18 protein-coding genes are annotated in these 21,845 nt (G+C 69.0%); 12 read left to right on the top strand and 6 right to left on the bottom strand.

Annotation, left to right across the window (positions count from 1 at the left end; all coding sequences use genetic code 11):
* The first annotated feature begins 289 nt into the window (after positions 1-289).
* Together OHA89_RS05865 and OHA89_RS05870 are read left to right on the top strand one after the other, a co-directional pair.
* Entirely contained in the window at positions 290-1,294 is a 1,005-nt protein-coding gene (locus OHA89_RS05865) for an ATP-binding cassette domain-containing protein (RefSeq protein ID WP_406365505.1), read from the top strand.
* Entirely contained in the window at positions 1,291-2,082 is a 792-nt protein-coding gene (locus OHA89_RS05870; RefSeq protein ID WP_406365507.1) for an ABC transporter permease, read from the top strand. Before OHA89_RS05865 ends, OHA89_RS05870 begins: the two co-directional genes overlap by 4 nt.
* Before the next feature lie 103 nt (positions 2,083-2,185).
* On the opposite strand, the gene OHA89_RS05875 is transcribed toward OHA89_RS05870, so the two are convergent.
* From OHA89_RS05875 to OHA89_RS05890, 4 genes are all read right to left on the bottom strand, one after another.
* A complete protein-coding gene (locus OHA89_RS05875) occupies positions 2,186-2,359 on the bottom strand; it encodes a hypothetical protein (RefSeq protein WP_389796829.1) in 174 nt (57 codons plus the stop codon).
* A gap of 80 nt (positions 2,360-2,439) precedes the next feature.
* Positions 2,440-4,377: an amino acid transporter gene (locus tag OHA89_RS05880; protein WP_406365508.1), complete on the bottom strand. Its 1,938-nt coding sequence runs from the start codon at positions 4,375-4,377 to the stop codon at positions 2,440-2,442.
* Positions 4,378-4,757: 380 nt separating this feature from the next.
* Positions 4,758-6,908, bottom strand: coding sequence for a potassium-transporting ATPase subunit KdpB (gene kdpB, locus OHA89_RS05885; RefSeq protein WP_406365509.1), 2,151 nt, complete (start codon positions 6,906-6,908; stop codon positions 4,758-4,760).
* 261 nt (positions 6,909-7,169) lie between these two features.
* A complete protein-coding gene (locus OHA89_RS05890; protein ID WP_406365511.1) occupies positions 7,170-9,056 on the bottom strand; it encodes an APC family permease in 1,887 nt (628 codons plus the stop codon).
* Positions 9,057-9,298: 242 nt separating this feature from the next.
* On the opposite strand from OHA89_RS05890, the gene kdpF (OHA89_RS05895) reads away from it, so the two are divergent.
* The 8 genes from kdpF (OHA89_RS05895) to OHA89_RS05930 all read left to right on the top strand — a co-directional run bounded on the left by kdpF (OHA89_RS05895) (position 9,299) and on the right by OHA89_RS05930 (position 18,419).
* The gene (kdpF, locus tag OHA89_RS05895; protein ID WP_406365513.1) at positions 9,299-9,388 is read left to right on the top strand and encodes a K(+)-transporting ATPase subunit F; all 90 of its coding nucleotides are present in this window, start codon (positions 9,299-9,301) and stop codon (positions 9,386-9,388) included.
* A 34-nt stretch (positions 9,389-9,422) separates the two neighbouring features.
* On the top strand, positions 9,423-10,175 hold the full coding sequence (locus OHA89_RS05900; protein ID WP_406365515.1) for a DUF4118 domain-containing protein: 753 nt from the start codon (positions 9,423-9,425) through the stop codon (positions 10,173-10,175).
* Between the two features lie 239 nt (positions 10,176-10,414).
* Positions 10,415-10,504, top strand: a complete 90-nt coding sequence (kdpF, locus tag OHA89_RS05905; RefSeq protein WP_406365517.1) for a K(+)-transporting ATPase subunit F — start codon at positions 10,415-10,417, stop codon at positions 10,502-10,504.
* Positions 10,505-10,510: 6 nt separating this feature from the next.
* Positions 10,511-12,175, top strand: coding sequence for a potassium-transporting ATPase subunit KdpA (gene kdpA / locus OHA89_RS05910; protein ID WP_406365518.1), 1,665 nt, complete (start codon positions 10,511-10,513; stop codon positions 12,173-12,175).
* A complete protein-coding gene (gene kdpB / locus OHA89_RS05915; protein ID WP_406365520.1) occupies positions 12,172-14,277 on the top strand; it encodes a potassium-transporting ATPase subunit KdpB in 2,106 nt (701 codons plus the stop codon). The genes kdpA and kdpB (OHA89_RS05915) overlap by 4 nt, the downstream gene beginning before the upstream one ends.
* A 7-nt stretch (positions 14,278-14,284) precedes the next feature.
* Positions 14,285-15,001, top strand: a complete 717-nt coding sequence (locus OHA89_RS05920; RefSeq protein ID WP_406365522.1) for a potassium-transporting ATPase subunit C — start codon at positions 14,285-14,287, stop codon at positions 14,999-15,001.
* A gap of 126 nt (positions 15,002-15,127) precedes the next feature.
* Positions 15,128-15,817, top strand: coding sequence for a response regulator (locus OHA89_RS05925; protein ID WP_406365524.1), 690 nt, complete (start codon positions 15,128-15,130; stop codon positions 15,815-15,817).
* A gap of 58 nt (positions 15,818-15,875) precedes the next feature.
* Positions 15,876-18,419 (top strand): ATP-binding protein, encoded by a 2,544-nt coding sequence (locus OHA89_RS05930; RefSeq protein WP_406365526.1) that lies wholly within the window; start codon positions 15,876-15,878, stop codon positions 18,417-18,419.
* A gap of 66 nt (positions 18,420-18,485) precedes the next feature.
* Here OHA89_RS05930 and OHA89_RS05935 read toward each other — a convergent pair whose 3' ends face one another.
* Both OHA89_RS05935 and OHA89_RS05940 read right to left on the bottom strand, forming a co-directional pair.
* Positions 18,486-18,818: a winged helix-turn-helix domain-containing protein gene (locus tag OHA89_RS05935; RefSeq protein ID WP_406365527.1), complete on the bottom strand. Its 333-nt coding sequence runs from the start codon at positions 18,816-18,818 to the stop codon at positions 18,486-18,488.
* Positions 18,815-19,231, bottom strand: coding sequence for a hypothetical protein (locus OHA89_RS05940; protein ID WP_385231132.1), 417 nt, complete (start codon positions 19,229-19,231; stop codon positions 18,815-18,817). Before OHA89_RS05940 ends, OHA89_RS05935 begins: the two co-directional genes overlap by 4 nt.
* Before the next feature lie 770 nt (positions 19,232-20,001).
* Between OHA89_RS05940 and OHA89_RS05945 the strand changes: the two genes are divergently transcribed.
* Both OHA89_RS05945 and OHA89_RS05950 read left to right on the top strand, forming a co-directional pair.
* Positions 20,002-20,808 carry an SDR family NAD(P)-dependent oxidoreductase gene (locus tag OHA89_RS05945; RefSeq protein WP_406365529.1) on the top strand — a complete coding sequence of 269 codons (807 nt, stop codon included), beginning with the start codon at positions 20,002-20,004 and terminating at the stop codon, positions 20,806-20,808.
* 161 nt (positions 20,809-20,969) lie between these two features.
* On the top strand, positions 20,970-21,746 hold the full coding sequence (locus tag OHA89_RS05950; RefSeq protein WP_406365531.1) for a GNAT family N-acetyltransferase: 777 nt from the start codon (positions 20,970-20,972) through the stop codon (positions 21,744-21,746).
* The last annotated feature ends 99 nt before the right edge of the window (positions 21,747-21,845 follow it).

The raw sequence follows: 21,845 nt of genomic DNA on the forward strand, positions 1-21,845 counted from the left end.
GCCAGCGGGCGTAGCCCGCACGCACGGTCCATCGCTTCGACGCGCCGCGAACAGGCGCGGTCCCACCAGCCGCCAGAAGCCGCCGCAGATCCAGTCCACCGAGGTGGTCGAGCAGACCCGGCCGGGCCCGCTTCACCCTGCCAACGCCGGCAACGCCCTCGGCGAACAGGTCTCCGGCGGCGGGGCGGTCGACCCCATTCCCCAGGGCGATGCGACTGACGTGCAGTCACCGACGGTCACTTGATCCGAGTTTCCGGAACAGCATCCACTCCCCCAAAGGAAGTCTCCCATGCCTTCATTTGTCATGCCCACATCCAGTAAAGGTGACGACGGTTACCCGTCGCCGCCCGCTGTCTCCGCCGTCGGGCTACGCAAGTCATACGGCGAAAAGATCGTCCTCGACGGCATCGATCTGCACATCCCGGCCGGGTCTGTGTTCGCGCTGCTCGGCCCGAACGGCGCCGGCAAGACCACCGCCGTGAAGATCCTGTCCACGCTCATCACCGCCGACGCGGGTGACCTGCACGTCGGCGGGCACGACCTGGCCACCGACCCACAGGCGGTCCGTGCCGCGATCGGTGTCACCGGGCAGTTCTCCGCCGTCGACGGACTGATCACCGGCGAGGAGAACATGCTCCTCATGGCGGACCTGCACCATCTGTCCAAGAACGAGGGGCGGCGGGTCGGCCGCGAACTCCTTGAGCGTTTCGACCTGGTGGAGGCCGCGAAGAAGCCGGCGTCCACCTACTCCGGCGGCATGAAGCGCCGCCTCGACCTCGCGATGACGCTGGTCGGCAGCCCGCGGATCATCTTCCTCGATGAGCCGACGACAGGGCTCGACCCGCGCTCCCGCCACAACATGTGGGGCATCATCCGCGGCCTCGTCTCCGACGGCGTGACCGTCTTCCTCACCACCCAATATCTGGAGGAGGCCGACGAACTGGCCGACCGCATTGCTGTGTTGAACGACGGAAAGATCGTCGCCGAGGGCACCGCCGAGGAGCTCAAGCGGCTCGTCCCGGGCGGGCACGTCCGGCTCCGCTTCACCGACCCGGTCGCGTACCAGTCCGCCGCTGACGCCCTGCGCGAGGTCACCCGCGATGACGAGGCACTGTCGCTGTCCATCCCCAGCGACGGCAGTCAGCGCGAACTGCGCTCCATTCTCGACCGGCTCGACTCCGCCGGCATCGAGGCGGACGAACTGACCGTCCACACCCCCGACCTCGACGACGTGTTCTTCGCCCTGACCGGCCCGGCCAACGTCCCCAACCAGCCCAAGGAGACGGTCCGATGAGCGCCCTCTCTCTCGCTGTACGCGACTCCAACACGATGCTGCGCCGCAACCTCCTGCACGCGCGGCGCTACCCGTCAGGGACCCTGAACCTGCTGCTCACGCCGATCATGATGCTGCTGCTCTTCGTCTACATCTTCGGCGACGTGATGAGCGCGGGCATCGGTGGCGGCGGCGCCGACCGCTCTGACTACATCGCCTACATCGTCCCGGGCTTGCTGCTGATGACCATCGGCAGCACCGTGATCGGGGCCGCGGTGTACGTCTCCATGGATATGACCGAGGGCCTCATCGCCCGCTTCCGCACGATGGCGGTCTACCGCCCTTCGGTACTCATCGGGCACGTCGTCGGCAGCGTGCTGCAATCCGTCATGAGCGTGGTCCTCGTCGGCGCCGTCGGCGCGGCCATCGGCTTCCGCTCCACGGACGCGACCGTCCTGGAGTGGCTGGCAGCATTCGGGCTCATCGTGCTCTTCGCCCTGGCGCTGACCTGGATCGCGGTCGGCATGGGTCTGGCCAGCCCGAACCCCGAAGCGGCCAGCAACATGGCCATGCCGCTGATCCTCCTCCCCCTCATCTCCAGCGCGTTCATCCCGGCCGACACCATGCCGGGCTGGTTTCAGCCGATCGCCGAGTACCAGCCCTTCACCCCCGCCATCGAGACCCTGCGCGGCCTCCTCCTCGGCACCGAGATCGGCAGTAACGGCTGGATCGCGATCGGCTGGTGCGTCGGCCTGATCGCGCTCGGCTACCGCTGGTCGACGGCACAGTTCAACCGCGACCCGAAGTAGCCGGGACGACCGAGCCGGCCGCCTCCCGCAACTCGTACCTCCCGAGGGCAGCGCACTCCGACACAGGAACGCCGGAGGACTACCGAAACCGGGCCATCGGCAGCTAGGGGCGGTAAACAAGCTCGATCATCATCGCGGCGATCACCGCCCAGACACCGAGGCCGAGCAGCCAGAGGGCCTCGAGGAGGGCGCCGGTGGCGATGACGGTCAGGCCGGCCGCGCCGAGGGCGAGAATCGCCCGGCGGATGCCGCGATCGGGAAACCAGTCGATGGTCACGTCATGAGAATCGCGCCGGGCCCGCGCCAAGGCGAGGGCCCGGCGCGATTCCTGTCGGCATCTTGACGCCGGATCCGGGGTCAGCCGGCGTGGACGTGGGGGCGGCGGGTGCGGTCGGGTTCGGCCTCGCGGATGACTTCGCGGGTGACGGGGGCCACCTCGCCCTGCCCGAAGAGGAAGAACCGGAAGAAGTTGGCCATCGGGTTGCCCTCGGTCCACTCGAAGTAGATGTGGGGGCGCTGGCCGGTCTCGTCGCGGACGTGCAGGAGTAGCGCCGCCAGCGCGTTGGGAATGCTGGAGCTCTCCAGCGTCAGGACGCGGTAACGGCCGTGCAGCACCTCGCCGCGTACCCGCATCCCGGACTCGAACTCGGACGCGTCCAGGACGGTGACCTCGACGAACATGACGTCGTCCTCGGCCGGGATGTCGTTGTCCGCGCGGATCTGCTGCTTCTTCTGCCGGTACTCGTCGAGGTCGCGACTGTCCGGCTCGTTGGCGATGAAGCGGATCGTCCGGTTGGCGGTGTCGCGGATGAACCGCTGCGCCATGTCGTCGAATTCCATGTGGGTGACGCGCAGCTCGAAGACGCGGGCGAGGCGGGAGAGCAGGGAGAGCGCCATGATGCCGGCGATGAAGCAGGCGCCGATCTTCACGCCGTCGGGGCGTTCGACCACGTTGACGGCGGTCGTGTAGACGAAGACCGCGGAGATCGCGCCGAAGGCGATCGTCCAGCCGCGCTGAGCGGCCTTCCGGGCGGCGATGGTCACGGCGACGGCCGCCGAGGTGATCAGGACGAGGACACCGGTGGCGTACGCGCCGCCCTGGGCGTCCACGTCGGCGTCGAAGATCCAGGTCACGAGGAACGCGATCAGGGTGAAGACGATGACCATCGGGCGCAGGGCTCGGGCCCAGGAGGGGGCCATGCCGTAGCGGGGCAGGTAGCGGGGCATCAGGTTGAGCAGGCCGGCCATGGCCGAGGAGCCCGCGAACCACAGGATCAGGATCGTGGAGATGTCGTAGACGGTGCCGAAGGCGGAGCCGATGTACTCGTGCGCGAGGTAGGCCAGGGCGCGGCCGTTGGCCTCGCCGCCTGGCTGGAACTGGGCGGGCGGGATCAGCAGCGTGGTGATGAAACTGCTGGTGATGAGGAAGACACTCATGATGATGGCCGCGGTGGTCAGCAGCTTCTTGGCGCCGCGGATCCGGCCTGCGGGCTTCACGTCGGTGTCGTCGGTGTCGCCCTTGACGTGCGGCATGACCGCCACACCGGTCTCGAACCCGGAGAGGCCGAGCGCGAGCTTCGGGAACACGACGAGGGCGATGGCGATCATCATGAAGGGGTTGCCGTGTTCGGCGGTCAGAGCCTCCGTCCAGTCGGTGATGACCTGTGGTTCGCTGAGCACCTCCCACAGGCCGACGGCCACGACGACGACGTTCAGCGCCAGATAGGTGGCCACCAGGACCACGGCAACGCCGATGGCCTCGCTGAAGCCCTTGAGGAACACGGCGCCGAGGAGCGCGATCATGATCAGGGTGATGAGCACCTGGTGGCCGTTGAGGGTGCTGGTGAGGTGCGGGTTCTCCACCAGGTGCGCGGTGGCGTCCGCGGCCGACAGGGTGATGGTGATGAGGAAGTCGGTCGCCGCGAACCCGAGCAGGGTCAGGACGAACAGCTTGCCCTTCCAGAACGTCAGCAACCGCTCCAGCATGGCGATCGAGCCCTCGCCGTGCGGGCTCTCCTCGGCCACCCGCCGGTACACCGGCAGGGCACCGAAGAGGGTCAGCAGCACGAGCACGATGGTTGCCAGCGGCGACAGAAGGCCGGCCGCGAGCGCCGCGATGCCGGGCTGGTAGCCGAGGGTGGAGAAGTAGTCGAGACCCGTGAGGCACATGACCCGCCACCACGGCCGCCCGTGGGGCTGGGCCGCTGCCTCCTTGGCTGCGGGCGAACTGTTCTCGGCGGTCAGGCCTTCCAGCAGCCACGCGCGCAGGCGCGAGGAGCGGGCAGGGGTGGCCATCGTGGGGGCTCCTGTCGTACGGCAAAGAATCAGCCATCGACATCGACGGCGGAGCAAGCGTACGCAGAGTGATCGCTTATGCCCGCAGCTGAGCCAATCCTGACGCGTCCTTAACGCGTACAGAGCCGCCTGTGGCGTAGTGAACGTCTTCGCACGCCAGTGACAGCAGCCTGCGGGCGAGCGGGCAGCCACGGTGGTCACGAACGAGGAGCGGGGGCGGCCCGGACGGGGGCCGCCCCCGCAGGGGAACCAGCGGAGTGTGGATCAATGCTGGCCGGCCTGACGCGGCCGTGGTCTGAAGGGAGGAAGGAACCTGCGGCAAGCAGATGGACGGCACTGCCTGGGGCCCTGGCGTTCCTCTGATGAGCCGTGGCCGAACGTCAGCCGAGGCCGGGGATGGTGGATACCAGCAGGTCGATGAGCTTGATGCCGACGAAGGGCAGGATCAGGCCGCCGAGGCCGTAGACGCCGAGGTTGCGGCGCAGCAGGTCGTGTGCGGAGGCAGGCCGGTAGCGGACGCCGCGCAGGGCGAGTGGGATGAGGGCGACGATGATCAGGGCGTTGAAGATGATCGCCGAGGTGATCGCTGAGGTGGGGCTGCTCAGGCCCATGATGTTGAGCGCGCCGAGCCCCGGGTAGGCCGAGGCGAACATGGCGGGGATGATCGCGAAGTACTTGGCGACGTCGTTGGTGATGGAAAAGGTGGTGAGCGCGCCCCGGGTGATGAGGAGTTGTTTGCCGATCTCGACGATGTCGATGAGCTTGGTGGGGTTGGAGTCCAGGTCCACCATGTTCCCGGCCTCCTTGGCGGCCGAGGTGCCCGTGTTCATGGCAACGCCGACATCCGCCTGCGCGAGGGCCGGGGCGTCGTTCGTGCCGTCGCCGGTCATCGCGACGAGCTTGCCGCCGGCCTGCTCCCGCTTGATGAGGGCCAGCTTGTCCTCCGGCGTCGCCTCGGCGAGGTATTCGTCGACGCCGGCCTCGGCGGCGATGGCGCGGGCCGTCAGCTCGTTGTCGCCGGTCACCATGACCGTACGGATCCCCATGCTGCGCAGCTCCGCGAAGCGCTCCCGGATTCCCTCCTTGACGACGTCCTTGAGGTGGATGATGCCGAGGACCCGCGGCCCGTCCCAGTCGTGGACCGCCACCAGCAGAGGGGTCCCGCCGGACTGCGAGACCTGAGCGGACCAGGCAGCGGCCTCCGCCTGTACGGTCCCGCCACGCATCGCCACCCAGTCCATGACCTGTGCCGCCGCGCCCTTGCGGATGGCGCAGCCCGCGCCGTTGTCCCAGCTCAGGTTGATGCCGCTCATTCGGGTGCGGGCGCTGAACTCGGTGAAGCGGGGGTTGCTGAGGTCCTCGGCGGCGGCCGGCTGGATCCCGTACTGCTGGGCCAGGGCCACGACGGAGCGGCCTTCGGGGGTCTCGTCGGCGAGGGAAGACAGCTGGGCGGCGTCCGCGAGCTTGATGTGGTCGATCCCGGGGAGCGGGATGAAAGCGGCGGCCTCGCGGTTGCCGTGGGTGATGGTGCCGGTCTTGTCGAGCAGCAGGGTGTTCACGTCTCCCGCCGCCTCGACGGCGCGGCCGCTCATCGCGATGACGTTGCGCTGGACGAGACGGTCCATGCCGGCGATGCCGATCGCGGAGAGCAGGGCTCCGATCGTGGTGGGGATGAGGGTGACGAGGAGGGCGACCAGCACGGTCGTGGACTGGGCGGCGCCCGCGTACGCGGCCATCGGCTGGATGCTGACCACGATCAAGATGAAGATGAAGGTCAAGGCTGCCAACAGGATGTTCAGCGCTATCTCGTTCGGGGTCTTCTGCCGGGACGCGCCCTCGACCAGCGCGATCATCCGGTCGATGAAGCTGTTCCCGGAGCGCGAGGTGACCCGTACGACGATCGAGTCCGACAGCACGGTCGTTCCCCCGGTGACTCCGGACCGGTCACCGCCCGACTCCCGCAGGACGGGGGCCGATTCACCGGTGACGGCCGATTCGTCCACCATCGCCGCACCGTCGACCACATCGCCGTCGGCCGGAACCAGCTCCCCCGCCTCGACGAGCACGAAGTCGAAGGGCTGGAGCTCGGCCGGGGTCACCACCTCGGTCTCGGCGCTGCGCAGGTTAGTCCCATACGTCCAGTGCTTGAGCCGGAGCGCGACCGTGTCCGTACGCGCCTTGCGCAGCGACTCGGCCTGGGCTCGGCCGCGGCCTTCGGCGACGGCCTCGGCGAGGTTGGCGAACAGGACCGTCAGCCACAGCCAGACGCTGATCACCCAGGTGAAGACCGACGGGTGGATGAGCGCCGACAGCGTGGTCAGGACCGATCCGACCGCGACGACGAACAGCACCGGCTTCTTCACCAGCTCACGCGGATGGAGCTTGGCGACGGCCTCCCTGGCCGAGGTGGCAAGGAGCTCGGGCTCCAGCACGTTCACCTGGCCGGAGCGTTTCCGGGAAGGCCGGTTGGCTGGGGTCCGCGGAGGGGTGCCGAGATCCGGGGGAACGTGCTGCGCGGCGGCGGGAGGCATGAAGCGACCTTCTGGTGAGTTCGGCTGGGCACCCCCCTGCCGGCAAAGGTCGGGCAAGGAGCGGGTGCGGGTGAGGGGTGTCGCCGCCGGGGACCGTCTCGCATGGACCCCCTCGGCCGTCATGTGAGTAGTCGAGATTCCCGGCGGCGCAACAGGCAGGAAACTACTGCCCGTTCCAGAGGAAAACCCCATGTGCGCGGGGGAATTGGCACCTTCTTGACGGCGGCGCACGAGACGCGTCAAGCCACCGTCAACAGCACGTCAACGCACGTCGGCGGTGATGCGGAAGCGCAGTCGGCAGATGACGGCGTCGGTGTCGCGGCGGACTGCGTGTGCGACGACGGAGCCGCGCTGGTTCTGCAGCATCCGCTGCCACAGGTGGGCGGGTTCCGTCTCCGGGATGAGGACGGTGACCTGGGTGTCCGGGTGTGCCTGTGTCAGCTCGCGCACGTACGCCGACACCGGGCGACCGAGCGAACGGGTGTCCGAGGAGACTTCGACCAGCTCGACCCCCGGCTTCCACAACTCCCAGTCCCGGCGCAGGGCTTCGGCCGCCTGACGGTCCTCCGGAGCGGGGTGGGTGACGGTAACGGCGAGGACCTCGTCGCCAAGCGAGCGGGCGGCGGTGAGTGCCTGGCACGTCAGTCGGGACAGCCCTGAGACGGGCACGACGACCAGAGAGCGGGAGCGTTGGGGCGGCTGAGGGATGCGGCCGAGCTCCAGGCGTTCGCCGATCTGACCGTAGGCGCGATGGATCTTCTCGAAGGCGAGGACGATCAGCGGCAGGGCGAGCACGATCAGCCAGGCGCCCTCGGCGAATTTGGTGGCGGTCACGACGAGCGCCGAGACTCCGGTGAGCAGTGCGCCGAAGCCGTTGAGGACGGCTTTCGCCTGCCAGCCCTGAGGCCGCTCCCCGTACCAGTGCCGGACCATGCCGACCTGGCAGATGGTGAAGCCGACGAAGACCCCGATCGCGAACAGCGGGACGAGTGTGTTGGTGTCGCCGCCGGAGAACACCAGCAGGGCGGCCGACACGAGCGCCAGCCACACCACGCCGTGGCGGTGCACCTGGCGGTCCGCCTTGAGGCCGAAGACGTGCGGCAGGTAGTTGTCGCGGGCCAGCAGGCTCATCAGGACGGGCAGCCCGCCGAAGGAGGTGTTCGCGGCGAGCGCCAGCAGCACCATGGTGGCGAACTGGACGACGTAGAAAGCGGCGTTGTGGCCGAACGAGGCGTCCGCGAGCTGGGCCAGTACGGTCACGCCCTCCACGGGCTGGAGGTGGAAGCGGCCGATCAGGACCGACAGGCCGATCAGCATGACGCCGAGGAGGGCGCCGAGGGCCACTTCGGTGCGCTGGGCCCGGCGTGCCGCCGGGGCGCGGAACGACGGGACGGCATTGGCGACAGCTTCAACGCCGGTCAGGGCGGAGCAGCCGGCCGCGAAGGCCTTCAGCAGCAACAGGGCCCCGACGGTGGTGGCACCTTCCCCAAGCACGGAAGCGTGTCCGGCGGCCGAGGCGGTGCTCACCGGGCCGTCACGGAACAGACCGACCACGACCATGGCAAGGATCGAGCCCACGAACACGGCGGTCGGGACGAGGAACGCCTTGGCGGAGTCCACGACCCCGCGCAGGTTCACCGCCGTGACCAGGACCAGCACCCCGAGGCAGATCCACACCCGCTCCCCGTACAGCTCCGGGAAGGCCGAGGTCAGGGCGGCGACGCCGGCGGTGACGGAGACGGCCACGTTCAGCACGTAGTCGAGGATCAGCGAGGCCGCGGCCACCAGGCTGGTGCGTCGGCCGAGGTGCCTCTTCGCGACGGCGTACGACCCGCCGCCGTCCGGGAACGCTGCGATGACCTGCCGGTACGAGGCCACCAGCACGGCGAGCAGTGCAGCGATCGCCAGGGTGACGGGAAGGGTGAACCCGAGGCCGTAGGCACCGGCTGCCGCCAGCACCAGCACGATCGACTCGGGCCCGTACGCGACCGAGGCCATCGCGTCCAGCGACAGCGCCGCCAGGCCCTGGAGGGCGGTCAGCCGGTGCCGGTCCCCCGCCTCGGGAGGCATCCGTACGCCGGTATCAGGAGGTTCTTCCGCTCCCGGGGCCTGTCCTGCCGCGGTCGTCTTTCCCATGCCTATGGCCATCTTCGCTGTTCCTCCGATTGGACAAAGTGAGGACAGCGTCGGGATGGCATGGCCGAACGACCAGTGCTCTTGGCGGAATCCATACGACCGCCGCCCCACTCTTCACGTGCTCCTGACGCCCGGGCCGGTAGGTCGTATGAGGTGCGTCAAGACCGCGCCAGGGTGCGTGGCTCCTTCTTCGACCGGGGGCAGGCTTGATGTGGGCGACTGATGCCCGACGGAATCGCAAGGAGTACACGCTGATGGACGCGGAAAACGTGGTCGGGCACATCGTCGCCGTCGCTCTGCTCGGCTATCTCGTGGCAGCACTGATCAAGCCCGAGAGGTTCTGACTCAAGATCGTCGCGTCCGGACAGGAGGCCTCACATGTCCGGGTACCGGTTCCACGACCGTGCGGTCCTGCTCGCGGCCCTCGTGGTCCCCTTCCTCGTCGCGCTCGCGCTCGTTCCGTTCCGTACGGACCTGTCGGCGACGAACGAGGCTCTGATCATGGTCGTCGCCGTGGTTGGGGTCGCCGCACTCGGCACTCGAGCGGCAGGGGCGCTGGCCGCGCTCTCGGCGGCCGCCTGGTTCGATTTCTTCCTGACCAGGCCCTACCAGCAGTTCACCATCGCCGATGGTGACGAGATCCAGACAGCCGTCCTCCTGCTCGTCGTCGGGCTGATCGTCTCGCAGCTGGCCGTACGCGTACAGCGGCTCCGGACTGTCGTGGTCACCGACGCCGCGCACCTGTCCAGCCTCCAGGGAACCGCTCGGCTGGTCGAGGACGGCGGCTCGCCGGAGGCGGTGGTCGAGTACGTACGCCGCGAGCTCGTCGGTCTGCTGGGCCTGCGCGGCTGCCGCTTCGAGTACGGCAGGCTGCTCGGGCACCGGCCGCGCCTGCAGCACGACGGCAGCCTGTGGCTGCGCAGCGGCAGCCACATCACCGAGTACGCCGACTGGCCGGACGGGGAAACCGAACTGCGAGTCGTCGGCGGCGGCCACTACTACGGCCGCTTCCTCCTCGATCCACTCCCGGACCGCCCCCTGCCCCCCGAAGAGGCCCGCCTGGTGGCTGTCGCGCTGGCCGCGCAGGCCGGCGCCGCCCTGGACACGGCCGGCCTGTCCCACCAGGGCTGACCGGCGATTCACGGCTTCATGCGTAAGCGTGGCGTTAAGAGTTCCCCTGCGCCCGTATGGACCCCGTCAAGGTGTCTTAACGCCGGGCTGAAGACACGGTTATCTCGTCATCGGCCATCTGGCCGATTCATTTCCTCCCTCTTCATCCAGGAGCTCACGGTGGCCGATCTGGCCTTCGTCGTCACCACGGTCGCGGTCTTCGCGCTGGTGGCACTCATCGCCCGGGGGGTGACCAAGCTGTGAACGCTGAAAACATCATCGGCCTCGTGGTGGCCGTCTCCCTGCTCGGATACCTCGTCCTCGCCCTTGTGCACCCGGAGAGGTTCTAGTCACCGATGAGTCCCGTTCTCGCTGGTGTGCTCCAGCTCCTCGCACTGATCGCCGCGCTCGCGCTGGCCTACCGTCCGCTGGGCGACTACATGGCCCGCGTCTACTCCTCCGAGAAGCACTACAAGCCGGAGAAGTGGATCTACAAGGCCATCGGCGCCAACCCCTCCGCCGAAATGCGCTGGCCCGCCTACCTGCGCGCCGTCCTCGCCTTCTCAGCGGTGAGTGTCCTCTTCCTCTACGCCCTGCAGCGGGCGCAGGGCGTCCTGCCCGGCTCGCTCGGCTTCTCCGCGATCGACCCGGACCAGGCCTTCAACACCGCCGCCTCGTTCGTGGCCAACACGAACTGGCAGTCGTACTACGGCGAGCAGGCCATGGGCCACGTGGTGCAGACCGGCGGCCTGGCGGTCCAGAACTTCGTCTCCGCCGCGGTCGGCATGGCCGTCGCCGTCGCGCTCGTACGAGGCTTCGCCCGCTCCCGCACCGGTGAGCTCGGCAACTTCTGGGCCGACATGGTCCGCGGAGTGGTCCGGATCCTGCTGCCGATCGCCGTGATCGGCGCGATCATCCTGGTCGCCTGCGGCGCGATCCAGAACTTCGCCGGCATCCACGAGGTCGGCCAGTTCATGGGCGGCTCGCAGCAGTGGAACGGCGGGGCGGTCGCCTCGCAGGAGGTCATCAAGGAGCTGGGCACGAACGGCGGCGGCTACTTCAACGCCAACTCCGCCCACCCCTTCGAGAACCCCAACCCGTTCTCCAACCTGTTCGAGATCTTCCTGATCCTCGTCATCCCGTTCGCGCTGACCCGCACCTTCGGCCGCATGGTCGGCAACCTGCGCCAGGGCTACGCGATCCTCGCCACGATGGCCACCATCTGGCTCGGCTTCACCGCGCTGATGATGTGGACCGAGTTCGCCCACCACGGCCCGGCCTTCGACGTCGCCGGCGGTGCGATGGAGGGCAAGGAGACCCGCTTCGGCGTCGGCGCCTCCGCGATCTTCTCGGTCGCCACGACACTGACCTCGACCGGTGCGGTCAACTCCTTCCACTCCTCCTACACCGGGCTGGGCGGCGGCATCCAGCTGCTGGGCATGCAGCTCGGCGAGATCGCGCCCGGCGGTGTCGGCTCGGGCCTCTACGGCATGCTGATCATGGCGATCATCGCGGTGTTCATCGCCGGTCTGATGGTCGGCCGCACCCCCGAGTACCTCGGCAAGAAGATCGGCACCCGCGAGATCAAGTTCGCGGCCTGCTACATCCTCATCACCCCGGCCTTGGTGCTGTGCTTCACCGCCGCCGCGATGGCCCTGCCGACCCCGCCGCATTCCATGCTGAACTCCGGGGCGCACGGGTTCTCCGAGGTGCTGTACGCCTACACCTCGGGTGCCAACAACAACGGCTCGGCCTTCGCCGGCCTGAACGCCGACACCCAGTGGTTCAACAGCACCATCGGCATCGCGATGCTGCTGGGCCGCTTCCTGCCCATGGTGTTCGTCCTCGCGCTGGCCGGCTCGCTCGCCGAGCAGAAGCCCGTGCCCGAGACGGCAGGCACGCTCCGTACCGACAAGCCGCTCTACACGGGGCTGCTCGTCGGCACGATCCTCATCGTCACCGGTCTGACCTACTTCCCGGCCCTGGCGCTGGGTCCGCTCGCCGAAGGGCTCGCATCATGAGCACCGCCACTCCGACCCGTGCTCCGCACGACGACCTGCCAACCGGCCACAAGCCGCCCGCCGGGCGCGTGGGCGGTGGTCTGTTCGACCCGAAGCAGCTGCTGAAGTCCTTCCCGGACGCGGTGCGCAAGCTCGACCCCCGGACCATGATCAAGTCGCCGGTCATGTTCGTGGTCCTGATCGGCTCGGTCGTGACGACCGTGCTGGCGCTGAAGGACCCGACGGACTGGTTCGGCTGGGCCATCACGGCATGGCTGTGGCTGACCACGATCTTCGCCAACCTCGCCGAGGCCGTGGCCGAGGGCCGAGGCAAGGCCCAGGCCGACACGCTGCGCAAGGCCAAGACCGACTCCGTCGCCCGCCGCCTGACCAAGGACGGTACGGGCGAGGAACAGGTCGCCGGTACCGAGCTCAAGATCGGCGACCTGGTGGTCTGCGAGGCCGGCGACACCATCCCCGGCGACGGTGACGTCGTCGAGGGCGTGGCCTCGGTCGACGAGTCCGCCATCACGGGCGAGTCCGCTCCGGTGATCCGTGAGTCCGGCGGCGACCGCAGCGCGGTCACCGGCGGTACGAAGGTGCTGTCCGACCGGATCGTCGTCAAGATCACGACGAAGCCGGGCGAGACCTTCATCGACCGCATGATCGCCCTGGTCGAGGGCGCCGCACGACAGAAGACGCCGAACGAGATCGCGCTGAACATCCTGCTCGCCTCGCTGACGATCGTCTTCCTGCTCGCGGTCGTCACCCTGCAGCCCTTCGCGATCTATGCGGGGGCCAAGCAGTCGATGATCGTGCTGACGGCCCTGCTGGTCTGCCTGATCCCGACCACGATCGGCGCGCTCCTCTCCGCGATCGGCATCGCGGGCATGGACCGCCTGGTCCAGCGCAACGTCCTCGCCATGTCCGGCCGGGCCGTCGAGGCCGCGGGCGACGTCTCGACCCTGCTGCTCGACAAGACGGGCACGATCACCCTCGGCAACCGCCAGGCGTCGGAGTTCGTACCCGTCAAGGGCACCACGGCGGCGGAGCTGGCGGACGCCGCCCAGCTGTCCTCCCTCGCGGACGAGACCCCTGAGGGCCGTTCCATCGTCGTGCTGGCGAAGGAGAAGTACGGTCTGCGCGAGCGCCACCAGGGCGAGCTGGCCCATGCCGAGTGGATCGCCTTCACCGCCCAGACCCGCATGTCGGGTGTGGACGTGGACGGCAAGGAGACCCGCAAGGGCGCGGCCGGCTCGGTCATCACCTGGGTCAAGGAGCAGGGCGGCGAGGTCTCCGACGACGCCGACCTCCTCGCCAACAAGATCTCGGAAGCCGGCGGCACGCCGCTGCTGGTCGCCGTCAAGGACGAGAAGGGCGCCCGGATCCTGGGTGTCATCCACCTCAAGGACGTGGTCAAGGAGGGCATGCGCGAGCGGTTCGAGGAACTGCGCCGCATGGGCATCAAGACCGTCATGATCACGGGTGACAACCCGCTGACGGCCAAGGCGATCGCGGAGGAGGCGGGCGTGGACGACTTCCTCGCCGAGGCCACCCCCGAGGACAAGATGGCCCTCATCAAGCGGGAACAGGCGGGCGGCAAGCTCGTCGCCATGACCGGCGACGGCACCAACGACGCCCCCGCCCTCGCGCAGGCGGATGTCGGCGTGGCGATGAACACCGGTACCTCGGCCGCCAAGGAGGCCGGGAACATGGTGGACCTGGACTCCAACCCCACCAAGCTCATCGAGATCGTCGAGATCGGCAAGCAGCTCCTCATCACCCGGGGCGCCCTGACCACCTTCTCCATCGCCAACGACGTCGCGAAGTACTTCGCGATCATCCCCGCCATGTTCGCCGTGGTCTACCCGGGCCTGGACAAGCTCAACATCATGGGCCTGACCTCGCCCGAGTCGGCGATCCTGTCGGCCGTCATCTTCAATGCGCTGATCATCATCGCGCTGGTTCCCCTGGCTCTGAAGGGCGTGCAGTACAAGCCGACCAGCGCCGACAAGATGCTCCGCCGCAACCTGGGGCTGTACGGCGTGGGCGGCCTGATCGCCCCGTTCATCGGCATCAAGATCATCGACCTGCTCATCTCCCTCATCCCCGGAATCGGCTGAGACGACAATGAACAACTCTGTAGGCAACACAGCGCGCCTGATCGGTGCGGGCCTGCGTGCCCTGCTCGTCCTGACCGTGATCTGCGGGGTCATCTATCCCCTTGTCGTGACCGGCCTCGCCCGGGCCCTGTTCAACGACAAGGCCAACGGCTCCGAGATCAAGGACAAGAGCGGCCGGGTCGTCGGATCCTCCCTCATCGGGCAGACCTACAACCTGCCGAAGAAGGACCCCAACGACGCCGAGGAGGCGGCCAAGCCGGACCTGAAGTGGTTCCAGCCGCGCCCCTCCAACGGCCTGGGCAGCAACAGCGTCAACATGCAGTACTCGCTGATCCTTTCGGGTGCCACCAACCGCTCCGCCGACAACGGCGCCGTGGGCGGCCAGTGCACCAAGGACGCCGGGGAAGGCACCCTCTGCGCCCAGGTCGTCGCCGCCAAGGACGCGGTCGTCGCGGACAACTCCACCGCCGGCTACCAGGTCAAGCCCGAGGACGTGCCGGCCGACGCCGTCACCTCCTCCGGCTCCGGCCTCGACCCGAACATCTCCCCGGAGTACGCCAAGCTCCAGGTCCACCGAGTCGCCGAACAGAACAAGCTCGACGTCAAGCAGGTCGAGAAGCTGGTCGAGGACCACACCGAGGGCCGCACCCTCGGCTTCATGGGCGAGCCCCGCGTCAACGTCCTTGAGCTCAACATCGCCCTGAAGGCGCTGTCCAAGAGCTGAGGTCCGCCATCCGCACGGACTGCGAGCCGGCGGGGCACGGAGCTCCCCCAGCCACCGCTGGGAGGTGCCCCCAGCGCCCCGCCGGCTTCCTGCCGTGCCCCTAACGAACGGAAAGGCTGCACACCGATGACCCGGGTGCTGGTGGTGGAGGACGACCCTCAGCTCGTCCGAGCGCTGAAGATCAATCTCCAGGCGCGCAATTTCGAGGTCGAAGAGGCTTCAGACGGCGGAACAGCCCTGCGGCTCGCGGCCGCCCGCAAGCCGGATGTCATAGTGCTGGACCTCGGGCTGCCCGACATGGACGGAATCGACGTCATCAAGGGCGTCCGCGACTGGAGCAAGGTCCCCATCCTGGTCCTGTCCGCACGCCACACGTCGGAAGACAAGATCCGGGCCTTGGACGCAGGCGCCGATGACTACGTGACGAAACCGTTCAGCATGGACGAGCTGCTGGCCCGGCTGCGGGCAGCGGCCCGGAGACATGAAGCGCCGGGAGCTTCACAACCTGACGAAGTCGCCGTGGTCACGACCGACGAGTTCTCCGTTGACCTGGTCGCGAAGAAGGTGCGGCGGGGCGAGCGCACGGTACGGCTGACCCCGACGGAGTGGCACCTGCTGGAGATCCTCATCACCCACCCGGGTCGATTGATCACGCAGGGGCAGCTCCTCCTGGAGGTCTGGGGACCGACGTACGGGGAGAACACCAACTACCTGCGTGTCTACATGGCCCAGCTACGGCGCAAACTGGAGGCGGACCCATCGCACCCGCGGTATCTGATCACCGAGCCTGGCATGGGCTACCGCTTCGAACCCTGATCACCCGCCCGATCCACGGCACGGACCCCCGTCGTCAGCAGAGAAGAAGAGTCGGAACATGGGACGCGGCAAGCTCCGCATCTACCTCGGCGCGGCGCCGGGCGTCGGCAAGACCTACGCAATGCTGTCCGAGGCACACCGCCGGATCGAGCGGGGCACCGACTGCGTCGTCGGCTTCGTCGAGCACCACAAGCGCCCGCGCACCGAGGTGATGCTGCACGGCCTGGAACTGATCGAGCGGCGCGAGATCGAGTACCGGGGCAGCACCTTCACCGAGATGGACGTGGACGCGATCCTCGCGCGGCGCCCCGCCGTGGCGCTGGTGGACGAGCTCGCCCACACCAATGTGCCGGGTTCGCGCAACGCCAAGCGCTGGCAGGACGTGGAGGAGCTGCTCCAGGCGGGCATCGACGTCGTCTCCACCGTCAACATCCAGCACCTGGAGTCGCTGGGCGACGTCGTCGAGACGATCACCGGGGTCCGCCAGCGCGAAACGGTCCCCGACGAGGTGGCCCGGCGCGCCGACCAGATCGAGCTGGTCGACATGTCCCCGCAGGCCCTGCGCCGGCGCATGGCCCACGGCAACATCTACAAGCCCGACAAGGTCGACGCGGCCCTGTCCAACTACTTCCGCCCCGGCAACCTCACCGCCCTGCGCGAACTGGCCCTGCTGTGGGTGGCCGACCGGGTCGACGAGTACCTCCAGGAGTACCGGGGCGAGCACAACATCCGCTCCACCTGGCAGGCCCGCGAACGCATCGTCGTCGGCCTCACCGGCGGCCCCGAGGGCCGTACGCTCATCCGCCGCGCCGCCCGCCTCGCCGAGAAGGGCGCGGGCGGCGAGGTCCTCGCCGTCTACATCGCCGCCAGCGACGGGCTCACCTCCGCCTCGCCCAAGGAACTCGCAGTCCAGCGCACGCTGGTCGAGGACCTGGGCGGCACCTTCCACCACGTCATAGGCGACAACATCCCCGACGCGCTGCTCGAGTTCGCCCGCGGGGTCAACGCCACCCAGATCGTTCTCGGCGTCAGCCGCCGCCGGTCCTGGCAGTCCGTGTTCAGTCCCGGCGTCAGCGCCACCGTCGCCCGCGAATCCGGACCCGACCTCGACGTCCACATCGTCACGCACGACGAGGCCGCCAAGGGCCGCGGCCTGCCCGTCGCCCGCGGCGCGCGGCTCGGCCGCTCCCGCATCATCTGGGGCTGGCTCGCCGGTATCGCCGGCCCCGCGCTGCTGACCGTCCTGCTGAGTCAGGTCGTCCCCGAGCTCGGCCTCGCCAACGACATGCTGCTGTTCCTCACCTTCACGGTGGCGGCGGCTCTCCTCGGCGGGCTGCTCCCCGCCCTGGCGTCGGCGGCCTTCGGGTCCCTGCTCCTGAACTACTACTTCACCCCGCCGCTGCACGAGTTCACCATCTCCGACCCCTTGAACATCGTCGCCATCGCGATCTTCGTCGGGGTGGCCGTGTCGGTGGCCTCGGTGGTCGACCTCGCCGCTCGGCGCACCCACCAGGCGGCCCGCCTTCGCGCCGAGTCCGAGATCCTCTCGTTCCTCGCGGGCAGCGTCCTGCGCGGGGAGAACTCCCTCGACGCCCTCCTCGAACGGCTGCGCGAGACCTTCGCCATGCAGTCGGTCGCCCTGCTGGAGCGCACCAGCGACGTCGACCCCTGGACCACGGCCGCGTCCGTCGGCACCAGCCCGGTCAGCCGACCCGAGGACGCGGACGTCGACCTGCCCATCGGCGACAACATGGCCCTCGCACTGACCGGCCGGGTCCTCCCTGCCGAGGACCGTCGCGTTTTGGGCGCCTTCGCAGCGCAGGCAGCCGTCGTACTCGACCGCCAGCGCCTCGTCGACGAGGCCGAGAAGTCCCGCGAACTCGCCGAGGCCAACCGCATCCGCACCGCGCTGCTCGCCGCCGTCAGCCACGATCTGCGGACCCCGCTCGCCGGCATAAAGGCCTCGGTGAGCTCGCTCCGCTCCGACGACGTCGAATGGTCCGAGGAAGACAAGGCCGAACTCCTGGAAGGCATCGAGGACGGCGCCGACCGCCTCGCCGCACTGATCGGCAACCTCCTGGACATGTCCCGCCTCAACACCGGCACCGTCGTCCCGCTGATCCGCGAGACCGACCTCGACGAGGTCGTCCCCATGGCCCTGGGCGGCGTACCGGAGGACAGCGTCGAACTCGACATCCCCGAAACCCTCCCCATGATCGCCGTCGACCGCGGACTCCTGGAACGGGCCGTCGCCAACATCGTCGAGAACGCCGTCAAGTACAGCCCCGACGGCCAGCCCGTCAACGTCACGGCCAGCGCCCTGCACGAGCGAGTGGAACTGCGTGTCGTCGACCGCGGGCCCGGCGTCCCGGACGAGGCCAAGAACCGCATCTTCGAGCCGTTCCAGCGCCACGGCGACGCCCCGCGCGGCGCCGGAGTCGGCCTCGGCCTCGCGGTCGCCCGCGGCTTCACCGAGGCCATCGGCGGCACGCTCACGGCCGAGGACACTCCCGGCGGCGGCCTCACCATGGTCATCACCCTCCCCATAGCGGGCAGCGCACCCCCGGTCACGGCGGATCTCCCGACGTCGGCGGTCACCTGAACCAGCCCGCGGACCAGGCCCGATGATCGCCGGTCACATCCTGTGGCCGGCGATCGTCCCCCCACATCAACTCAGTGGGCCCGCGATGGCCGTGAGGGCGGCGAGGTGACGCCGATAGGTGGTCATCCCCTCCTCGGTCAGCGACAGCCAGGTCCGGGGCCGGCGCCCGACCTGCCCCTTCTCCACCGTCACCCAGCCCGCTTCTTCCAGGCGCGAGACCTGTTTCGACAGTGCAGAGTCCGTGATCTCCACGAGGTCCCGCACATAGGCGAACTCGGCCTTCTCCACAGGAGCGAGAGCCGCGACGATCGACAGGCGCACGGCCGACGCGAGAAGGGGTGCGAGTCCGTGTCGCGGATGAGGGCCCTGACTGCCACCCACCGAGACTTCCGGCGTCATACGGCGCGCGCCTCACGCCAGGCCGCCGCAGCGGCCGGCAGCGCGCAGGCGACAGCGGCCACGACCACGAAGGCGACACTGTCCAGGAAGACGGTGAAGCCGAGCACGAGCGTCAGGACGTAGGCAACCGCCCAGGCGCCGATCACCCTGAGATGCCTGCTGCCGTAGCCGCGCGGGACCACGGGCTGCCTCGTGGCGAACACGGACAACCCCATGACCACAACGGCGTTCGCCAACGTGCTGACGAGCGTCCCCGTCCGCCCGTGCCACATCAGCACCGCCGGAACGAGAGCGAGCTGCCACACGGCGAACAGCCAGAGATAGCCGACGTACCAGCCGCTTCGCCCCCGCGCGGTCGCCTCGATCCGCGCAATCCCCTTCAACGATGCGACCGCATTGGCCTGTTCAGACATGGCACACCCCTCCCGTCGTCGCCGAGCAGCCTCGAACCTTCCCGCTCGGCATCCACTTTCCACATTAGCAACTACTTGCCGAGAGGGGATGCCTGCTGGTGTACGCGTTGACGACCGAAACACGCGAGCCGCCCAGCCCGGTATCCCCACACCGGAAGCTGGACGGCTCATGTGTTGTGCGACGTTTGACCAGCACGCGGTCGCATCGGCCCGTACCCCCACGGCCGGACCATGCGCATCCTCGGCGGTGTTCAGGTCACCGACCTCCAGCCGCGTTCCACCGGACCGTCACCGGCTCCGTCGCTCCGCCAGTCTGCAGCCGGCTGACCTCCGTGACAACGCTCCTTTACGCGTTCCTTCCGCACAGTCGTCGATCTTTGACGCGGCCCTTATGACCTGCGCGAAGACCGGATTCGCACGGTCACCCGACGGCCATCAGAAGGCCGTCAAAGTCCCGTTCAGGATCTTGCCCTGGCCTCCCCGATGCGCTGGGATGAAGGCATGAACAGCGGTCCGCGCTACGACGATCGGCCACCGTCATGGCGAAGCCGTGCCGGTGTCACGTCGGTGCAGCCGACAGCGCCCGCTGTCCGCCCGGCCCTCTGACGTCGGCCGCGCGTCCCTCCGCGTACCTGCCACCGGCGTCCTGAAGGACTCCGGCCGGGGCTTCGTACGCGTCCTCCCCTTCACCGCATGACCTGAGCCCTCGCCCCCTGCCCAACGCCGGGGGCGCCGGGCGCGTCAGCCATGCCTGCTTCCAGGAATCCGACATGTCTTCATCCCTGTCCGGACGTACCGTCCTCGTCACCGGCGCCACCGCCGGCATCGGCTACGAGACCGCCCGCCAGCTCGCCCAACGCGGCGCGGTCGTCCTTCTCCATGGCCGCACCGCCGAGGAGGCCCAGGCCGCGGCCGACCGTCTGGTGACCACCGAGGGCATCGACAGCGCCCTGCTGCGCCCACTCGCCGCCGACTTCGTCCGTCTGGAGGAGGTCGAGAACCTGGCCCACGCCGTCGTACGCGAACACCCGCGCCTGGACGTACTCGTCAACAACGCGGCCATCGCCGCCCCCGAGCGCCACACCCTCACCGTCGACGGCAACGAGATCGCCTTCCAGGTCAACTTCCTCGCGCACTACCTCCTCACCAACCTCCTGGAGCCCGCCCTCACCAGCGACCCGGGCGGGCGCGTCGTCAACGTCTCCTCCTCGCTCCACCGCACGGCCGCCATCCAGTGGAGCGACCCGAACCGGGAGCGCCGTTACTCGCGGCTCGCCGCCTACGCGCAGTCGCAGCTGGCGCTGACCGTCTTCGCCTCCGACCCGCGTGTCACCGCCGTGTCCGTCCACCCCGGTGTCTGCGAGACCGGCTTGCTCCCCCTCTACGGCAACGAAGGCGAATCCGCCGCCGAGGGCGCCCAGCACGTCGTACGCCTCTGCGACCCCACCACCGAGATCGTCAACGGCGCCTACTACGACCGCGACGAACGCGTCGCCCCGGCCGCCGCCGCCACCGAGGACCGCACGATCAAGCGCCTCAACAAGCTCGCCGACCTCCTCGTCGGCCACACCGCCTGAAGGGACACCCGTCCATGTCCAAGCGCGCACGCAAGAAGAGGGCCCGCCGCAAGAAGGGCTCCAACCACGGCAGCACGCCCTCCTGCTAGCCACCAGCCCATTCCGCGGGGCGGCCCTCCGAACAGGGCCGCCCCGCCTCCATGTCCCGACAAGGAACGCTCGTGATCAACTTGCCGTCCCACCGACTCCCGGCCCTTGCCCGCTGGTTCCCCACCGGGGCCCCGGGCTCGGCCGCCCTGACCGAGCACGTCCTGACCACCGAGGCCGGCCGCTGGTGGGTGGACCGCGTCATCCAGCCACGCGTGATCGCCGCCGAATGCGGGGACCACGTACTCCTGCGCGGAGACCCGCAGGCCCTGACGCCGACGGATCTCAGGGTCTTCGCGGACCGCTCCATCGAGGCTCCGGGCCGCTTCCTTCCGCTGATCGGGGCCGCGTTCGACCGGGTCGTGCCGTGGCAGCGCATGGTGTATGTCAAGCGCTGCCCCGTGCCCGCCACCCGGCCGCCCAGGGGTGTGACCGTACGCAGGCTGAACGCCCGGGACACCCGCGCTCTCAGCGGCCTTCCGCCCGCGATGAGCTGGATCCACCGCACCTGGGGCGGACCTGACGCCCTCGCCCGCTCGGGCTATGCCTGGGCAGCCTTCCAGGGCGACCGCATCGTGGCCGTGGCCTGCACCTACTTCCTCGGCACCGCCTACGAGGACGTCGCCTGCGTCACCGTGCCCGACCCGCGCCTGCAGTACCTGGCTCTCGACTGCGTCAACGCCCTGTGCTCGGACATAGCGGCCCGCGGTCACACGCCCAGCTGGACCTGCTCGGCGAGCAACCGCCCCGGCCGCCTGCTCGCCTGGACCGCCGGCTTCCGTCCCGAGCGGGAGTACGCCCACTACGCCGTCGGAACACCGGCGGCAACCGGAAGAGAGGCGGCAGGATGAGAAGCGATACGCCGGGTGGACTCCATCCACCGCACCACCACGGTGGTCTTCGTGCCGGGTGCGAACTTCAACGCCGCAGCATCTCTTCCCCTGGCCACC

The sequence above is a fragment of the Streptomyces sp. NBC_01546 genome (assembly GCF_045208355.1).
Lineage (GTDB): Bacteria > Actinomycetota > Actinomycetes > Streptomycetales > Streptomycetaceae > Streptomyces.